Source organism: Rothia sp. HMSC075F09, from assembly GCF_001810515.1.
Taxonomy (GTDB): domain Bacteria; phylum Actinomycetota; class Actinomycetes; order Actinomycetales; family Micrococcaceae; genus Rothia.
Window position 1 is genome coordinate 36,604 of record NZ_KV801791.1, and the last position, 6,891, is coordinate 43,494.

Annotated in this window: 5 protein-coding genes and 2 pseudogenes; 1 reads left to right on the forward strand and 6 read right to left on the reverse strand. The window is 56.8% G+C overall.

The annotated features are described in order from the left end of the window. Positions 1–72: 72 nt before the first annotated feature. The 4 genes from HMPREF2749_RS05045 to msrA all read right to left on the reverse strand — a co-directional run bounded on the left by HMPREF2749_RS05045 (position 73) and on the right by msrA (position 3,509). Complete coding sequence (locus HMPREF2749_RS05045) at positions 73–837, reverse strand: DUF6318 family protein (RefSeq protein WP_080974517.1); 765 nt, start codon at positions 835–837, stop codon at positions 73–75. Positions 838–1,074: 237 nt separating this feature from the next. Then, complete coding sequence (locus tag HMPREF2749_RS05050) at positions 1,075–1,866, reverse strand: DUF6318 family protein (RefSeq protein WP_044150520.1); 792 nt, start codon at positions 1,864–1,866, stop codon at positions 1,075–1,077. 140 nt (positions 1,867–2,006) lie between these two features. Then, on the reverse strand, positions 2,007–2,771 hold the full coding sequence (locus HMPREF2749_RS05055; protein WP_070593608.1) for a DUF6318 family protein: 765 nt from the start codon (positions 2,769–2,771) through the stop codon (positions 2,007–2,009). 216 nt (positions 2,772–2,987) lie between these two features. Next, entirely contained in the window at positions 2,988–3,509 is a 522-nt protein-coding gene (gene msrA / locus HMPREF2749_RS05060; protein ID WP_070593610.1) for a peptide-methionine (S)-S-oxide reductase MsrA, read from the reverse strand. 129 nt (positions 3,510–3,638) lie between these two features. Here msrA and HMPREF2749_RS05065 point away from each other — a divergent pair, with 129 nt between their 5' ends. Then, on the forward strand, positions 3,639–4,571 hold the full coding sequence (locus tag HMPREF2749_RS05065) for a Nif3-like dinuclear metal center hexameric protein (protein WP_070593612.1): 933 nt from the start codon (positions 3,639–3,641) through the stop codon (positions 4,569–4,571). Positions 4,572–4,701: 130 nt separating this feature from the next. Here HMPREF2749_RS05065 and HMPREF2749_RS05070 read toward each other — a convergent pair. After that, positions 4,702–6,331: pseudogene (locus HMPREF2749_RS05070) on the reverse strand (S-layer homology domain-containing protein). 341 nt (positions 6,332–6,672) lie between these two features. Beyond that, positions 6,673–6,891: pseudogene (locus HMPREF2749_RS05075) on the reverse strand (gluconolactonase); the annotation flags it as partial.

Below are 6,891 nucleotides of genomic sequence, written 5' to 3' on the forward strand. Positions count from 1 at the left end.
CCCACGGTGCATTACCGCAGGCGGGGGAGAAGCCTACCTCAAACCGTTAGACCGGAACCGATATGGTGGGGCCTAGACAGAAGAAGAGCTAGAGGAAGAAGCGGAAGCCGACGAAGAAGAGCCTTCATCGCCGGTGAGCATAATCCACTTACCGTCCTTGTATTCCACGGCAACCTTCGCCAGCTTGCCATTCGGGCTAGAAGCGGTCTTAAAGGGCTGGTCAGACTTGCCCTCAATGTGAATCTTCGCATCGGCGCTGTAGTTCATGTATGCCGGCCAGTCGTAACGGGTACCCTTACCGGACGCCTTCTTCGGTGAACCACTAGTCAGCTCAAGAGTAACCGGGGTATCCGTACCGTACATCCAGCCCAGATCGTTCTCGTACATGATCGTAAGTTCCTGCAGACCATTCACATACACATCTGCAGGGTCAGCCTTCTTCATCGGCTCAGTATCACCGGTCATTAGCGCATAGTTAAAGCTTGCCAGCCAGTAGCCAATGAACGCATACATGCCATCAACGTTATCTTCGTTCATGTTCGCCGGGGCGAGGGGCTTGGGCACATTCTGCGCCTTCTTCTCGGCAGTGGCAGGAACGTATTCGCCGTTCTTCTCGAAGTTATCGAACTTCACAAAGCCCTTATAGGACTTGTCCGAAGAAGCAGATGCGGAAGCAGCGGCCGAGGCGCTTTCAGAAGCGGAGCTAGACGCCGAACCTTCAGCCGTCGGGCGAATATCGCTAGCGCACGCAGTCAATGCAGCCAGCACACCGGCACCGGTCGCACCCAGCGCCACGCGGCGGGACATACCAGCAGAAATGGGGGAAGGGCTCGTCATAATCAGCCTTTCATAGGAAGTCAACAAAGGAAATTGAGTGAGTTGACAACCCCATCATACCGGCAAACACGCAGATACCCGGCAGTAGCCGTCATCGAGTGCCGATGACAAAGCAACCTAATACCGCTGCAAAGCATCACCGAGTTCCGGCATAAAGAAACCCCGCCCACGGTGCATTACCGCAGGCGGGGGAGAAGTCTATCTTAAGCCGTTAGACCTTACCTATAGGGTAGGTGCTTAGACAGAAGAAGACCCGCCGGCAGAGTCAGTCGCAGAAGAGCCATCCTCACTGCTGACCATAATCCACTTACCGTCCTTGTACTCCACACTAACCTTCGTCAGTTCCCGCGAACTATCCTCCATGAAAGGTTCATCAGGGCTGCCTTCAATGTGAATCTTCATATCGGCGCTGTAGTTCATGTACGCCAACCAGTCATAACGAGTTCTGCTACCGGAAATTTTCTGTGGTGAATCAGAAAGCAACTCAAGAGTCATAGGGCTATCCACACCGTAGAGCCAGCCCGCATTATTTTCATAGGCAACCGTCAAATTCTGGTAATTCTGCAGTGAATCCGCAGATTCAACCTTCTGCAGCGGCTCAGTATCGCCGGTCATCAGCAGATAGTTGGAACTCGCCAACCAATAACCAACGAACGCGTAAATACCGTCAACGTTCTGCTCGTTCATGTTCGCCGGAACGAGAGGCTTCGGCACATTCTGCGCCTTATGAGTGGCGGTTGCCGGAACGTACTCGCCGTTCTTCTCGAAGTTATCGAACTTCACGAGGCCCTTATAATGCTTGCCGGAAGAAGCAGAAGGCGAAGCGCTAGCCGAGGCACTGGGTGAGGCACTAGCTGAAGCGCTCGCGGATGCACTAGCAGAACCGGAAGTAGAGTTAGACGCCGAGCCATCAGCCAGCGGGCGAATATCGCTAGCGCACGCAGTCAATGCAGCCAGTACGCCGGCACCGGTTGCACCCAGTGCCACGCGGCGGGACATACCAACAGAGGTGGGGGAAGGGCTCGTCATAATCAGCCTTTCAAAAGAAGTCAACAAAGGAAATAGAGTGAGTTGACACCATCATTATACCCTAAGCACATGAATGGATATCAAATACCACTACCTATATCCTTTTGCGAAGAAAGGTCTAAAAAGCTGCAATTAGTGCACTAGGACGCTGAGGGGCTCGCAGACTCCGTGCTCTTATCAGCATCCTTATCTTTCTGAGTGCTCATAAACCAAGCACCCTCCTTATACTCCACAACAATCCTCATCGCCTGCCCCTGAGAATCTTCTGCCCTAGCCAGCGACTTATCGCGGTTGTCCCCCTCCGTCAGATGCCTCTTCGCATTCTGGTCAACCAGAGAACGAGCACGCCAGAAATAACGAATACGGTCGCCCTCAACCTGCGTGGGAGTGTCCGTCATCAGGTACACAGACATCGGCTCACTCGTATCGTAAATCCAGCCGCGACCCGTCTCATAGAGCTTAACCATCGGCTCAAGCTCCTTATAGTATTCGCTACTCGGATCCGTCTTCTTCAACGGCTCAATATCACCCGTCAACGCCAAATAATTAAAGCTAGAAATCCAATAGCCAATCAGCGCATAAATACCGTCAATGCTCAGCTCCTGCACCTTCTCCGGCATAATCGGTTTGGGCACATTCTGCGCCTTCTTCTCAGCCGTGGCAGGCACATACTCGCCGTTCTTCTCAAAGTTATCGAACGTGACCTTACCCTGATACGACTTATTCGCAGACGGCAACGTCGACGAAGCAGAGGGGCTCGCGCTCGCTGACTCAGAGGCGGCAGTATCAACCGGCGGATGCACCGTACGCGCACACGCAGACAACGCAGCGGCAAGACCAACACCGCCCGCACCCAACACGGCGCGGCGGCTCAAGGCGACGGGCTTAGAAGAAGAGCTAGTCATCAGCAGTCTTTCGGGGAGGTCAACGGACGAGGGGGGGGGGTGAGTCGACACCCCCATCATACGGGCGTACCTTATAGCAACCCTAAAGCGCAGGCGAACAACAAATAGCCGGGTGCATATGAAGACACCCCATAGCTGCCACACAACAAAAGACAGCTACGGGGTGAACAACGTAATACGCCTCGACTGAACCGGATGCACCGACTAACGGAGTAGCTAACGGAGCAGATGCGCAAAATTACGGCGCGCCTGAGCCACCTTCGGGCTCACCACAAACGCACAATAACCCTGCGCCGGATTCAACGCGTAATAGTTCTGGTGATACTCCTCAGCCTCATAGAACACGCCCAGGGGCTTAATCTCCGTAACAATGGGGGAGGAGTACAGCTGCTGAGCACGCGCCACCGCACGCTCAAACGCCTCACGCTGCTGCTCATCCGCGTAGAAAAGCACCGAACGGTACTGTGAACCGGTATCCGCACCCTGACGATCCCAGCTAGTCGGGTCGTGGCTCGTGAAGAAAATATCCAGCACCGTATCCAGGTCAATGACCTGCGGGTCAAAGCTGAGCTTCAGCGCCTCCTGATGCCCGGTCGCACCCGAACACACCGAACGATAATCAGGGTCGGGAGTATCGCCGCCCGTGTAGCCGCAGACGCTCGCCTCAACTCCGCGGAACTGGCGGTACACCGCATCCAGGCACCAGAAACAGCCGCCGGCAAGAACAACATCAGTCATGATTCCTCCTTGAACTATAAAACCACACTACCTGAAGAATACCGCCGAGCCGCATAATATTCCTGCGCTACTGCAGGCTTTGGCGTAAACCGCCACCTGCCCCGCCGCGCCACCTGCCACAATAGAGGTATGACTGAAAAACTAGAAACCCCCACCCTCGCAGAAGTCGTCGACGCCTTCCACACGCTCTTCCCTCCGCAGCTCGCCGCCGGATGGGACGCCTCCGGCCTCGTCGCCGGACGTGGCGCCGCTAAAGTAAGCACCGTCCTCTTCGCAGTAGACGCCCTCACCGCCACCGCCGAAGAAGCCGTAGCCGAAGGCGCGCAGCTACTCATCACCCACCACCCGCTGCTGCTCCGCGGCGCAAAGTTCATCCCCGACAGCGACTACAAGGGCAACGTTCTGCACACCCTCATCGAAGGCGGATGCGGCCTGCTCGGCGCGCACACCAACGCAGATGCCGCCGTTGAAGGCGTGAACGAAGCACTCTGTGACGCTATCGGCCTGATTGACCGCGAACCGCTCACCGAAGCGCAAACCCAGGTACTTGACGAGCAGGAACACGCGGTAGGCACCGGTCGCCTCGGCACCCTGCCCGAAGAAATCACCCTCAAGGAGCTCGCAGAACGCCTCGCAGCGGCACTGCCCGCAACCGCCGGTGGCCTGCGCATCGCCGGACGCGCTGACCAGCCGATCCGCCGCGTCGCTCTCTGCGGTGGTGCCGGTGACTCTCTCTTCGACGCGGTGCGCGCCACCGACGCGCAGGTGTACATTACCGCCGACCTGCGCCACCACCCCGCCAGCGAATTCCGCGAAACCGCACGAGTTGACGGTAGCAACATCGCCCTGATTGATTGCTCCCACGCCGCCAGCGAATCCCTCTGGCTACAGTCGGCGGCAAACCGCCTGCGCGCCCTGCTCGCTGAGCGCGGCTTCACCATCGAAACGAAGCTGTCTGCACTGAACACCGACCCGTGGGACTTCACCGTCTCCACCGGCGTGGCAACCGGTCATGACGCGCACTCGGCAAGCACCGCCGCAGCCCCCGCGTGGGAACTCTAGGGCGAGAATTCTAGGGGTGAGAACTCTAGAAGAATCCGCGCAGATTCCCTCACCGCGTACTCAGTGCGTAAGAGCCCGGGCACCCCGTCCGTTGTGACGAGGTGCCCGGGCTAGAACCGGCCTGGCCTACTTAGTTAGCAATGCGATACAGGCCAGTAGTGATAGGGTTCATCACGCGATGCCGGTAATAGAACAACATCCAGTCCAATTCAATGCGGGTCACAGCATGATTCGGTTCAAACATGCCAGTCTCGGGAGTAATAACATTCTGCTGGGTAGCCCACAGAATCTCACGGTAGAACGCGGAATCCGGCGTAACATCCGGGAAGGATGAAACACCCGATACTTCCGGTGAACCAGACGCACGGTAAATCATTGCGGCAACGGTTGCATTCGTGAGACCGTCCTCCGCGTGGAACTTTCCGTCAGGTCCGCCGAAGGTAACACCCCTTTTCACGAGCCCAAATGTAGGCGGCGTAGTTCGGATCGTCCGTCTTCACATCCGGCCACGGGGAGACTTCAGGAAGGTCCACCTTGGGGCTGCCCTTCATCTCATAAAGGGAGGAAACCAGCTCACCGCGGGTGGCAGGCTGCTTCTGTTCCTCGTCGTTCAGCGATGTCGAAAAGTACATACGTTCCTCTACGGGTACGTAAGCATTCGTGAACCGCTGGACACCCTCAAACTTCAAATCCTGGTGCGCCAAAAGAACGCCGCGGTGCTCCGGGGCAAAACCCACCATCGGCGTGATGAGAGTCTTATCCGTCTTGCTGGGGTAACCGTAGTCGCTCCACGCCTCAATGACGTACTGCTTGGACGGATCCAGCGTGTTCGCGGGAATCTTGAGATTGACGAAAGCGAAGCCTCCCTCCAGGCCCGTCTCGTATTCATCATCACCGTGGACGTAACGCTTCATCTCGCTCATAACCAGGACGGGGGAACCCGTGCCCTTCTCGCGAATGACGTACATCATGCCCTCAACGCCGGGGATGTCAGTCCCTACGAAGCCCTGACCCTGAATCAGCAGCTCCTGATCCTTCGTGGGGTCCTTCAAAGCGTCGTATTTCAACTTAGGTGCGAAGGTATCGAAGTGATAATCATTGGTGCTCAGACCGTGATGCGTCACAACGTTCTTGCGAGCCCAGATATCCTGAACGGTCGACTGCGGCTGGCCCTCGGGCTCGGCGAGGATGCCAACCTCGTAACGCACCTTGTCCAGAGTCATATCCGGGAAATACTCCGTGAGAGTGTAGTAACTCGGCAAAGTATTAGCCTCAACATTCAGAGGGGCGACAAAGGTGCCGTCATCGTCAATGGTGAAGTCCTTGCCCTCTTCAAACCGCAAGAGGGTATCGGTCACCTGATGTGCGTTGTAGGGGACGTTCTCCTCGGGCGCGATGTAGATGACTACCTTGCCGTGCTGCTTGCGCCACTCCTTGGTGAAGCCGGTGCCCAGAACCGTAATTTTACTGTCCTCACCGGTGTACAGGCCGTCGCCCTCTTGCTTGAAGACGTCACGGCCGTCCTGGTAGTAGTAATCCTCATAGACAACGGTGAAAGACGGCTCATCCGCGACATCCTGAGTTGCAGGGGCGGGGGTATTGGCAGTCGGTGCGTTAGCAACGGGCGCGTTTGCGGTGGGCGCTGCGTCCTGGGCTAACGCCGGGGTCAGCGGCAGGACCATCACGCCCGCCAGTGCGAGCGCGCTACAATTCCGAGCCGCGCGGAGGAATGAAGACTTAGAGTTCGGAAGTGAGGACATAAGACATCCTTAGGGTCATTTCTCCGGGGCTGCGCGAGCTTACCGGCAGGTTGGGAATCGGTCGCAGAATCTGCGCACGCCCGATGAGAAAAGTGGTTGAAAATCCCCCTCGGTTTCGGGGATATCCTCACCCTATCAAAGCGTTGAACGATTGTCAGGAAACACTCAAGGAATACTTTAAGGTTTCGAGAAATCTCACACAGTAGTTAGCTGATAAAAGCTGAACCCCGTGCTCCCGAACAGAAAACCATTCGGGAGCACGGGGAACCAGAGAGTTATCCGATGCACCGCACGCGCCCTCAAGGTAAAACCCGAGGGGGATGCGGGCGGGCTAAACGACCTTACTTAGCGCGAGCCTGGAACGCCTCAATCAGAGTCTCCAACTCACCATGAGTCACCATGTACTGAGCATCGAAAGCGCCGTTAGCGTTCAGCACCACCTTGTTCTGCTGAGCCCACAGAATCTCACGGTAGAACGCCGAACCGGGAGCCACATCACTGTACGGGGAGTCGCCCTTAACCGCGGGCGAACCAGCCGCACGGTAGGTGAACGCCGCAAC

What these genes read in the sequence shown, in the direction of transcription:
- HMPREF2749_RS05045 (WP_080974517.1), bottom strand. Translation starts at nt 837, where the DNA reads ATGACGAGCCCTTCCCCCATTTCTGCTGGTATGTCCCGCCGCGTGGCG.
- HMPREF2749_RS05050 (WP_044150520.1), bottom strand. Translation starts at nt 1,866, where the DNA reads ATGACGAGCCCTTCCCCCACCTCTGTTGGTATGTCCCGCCGCGTGGCA.
- HMPREF2749_RS05055 (WP_070593608.1), bottom strand. Translation starts at nt 2,771, where the DNA reads ATGACTAGCTCTTCTTCTAAGCCCGTCGCCTTGAGCCGCCGCGCCGTG.
- msrA (WP_070593610.1), bottom strand. Translation starts at nt 3,509, where the DNA reads ATGACTGATGTTGTTCTTGCCGGCGGCTGTTTCTGGTGCCTGGATGCG.
- HMPREF2749_RS05065 (WP_070593612.1), top strand. Translation starts at nt 3,639, where the DNA reads ATGACTGAAAAACTAGAAACCCCCACCCTCGCAGAAGTCGTCGACGCC.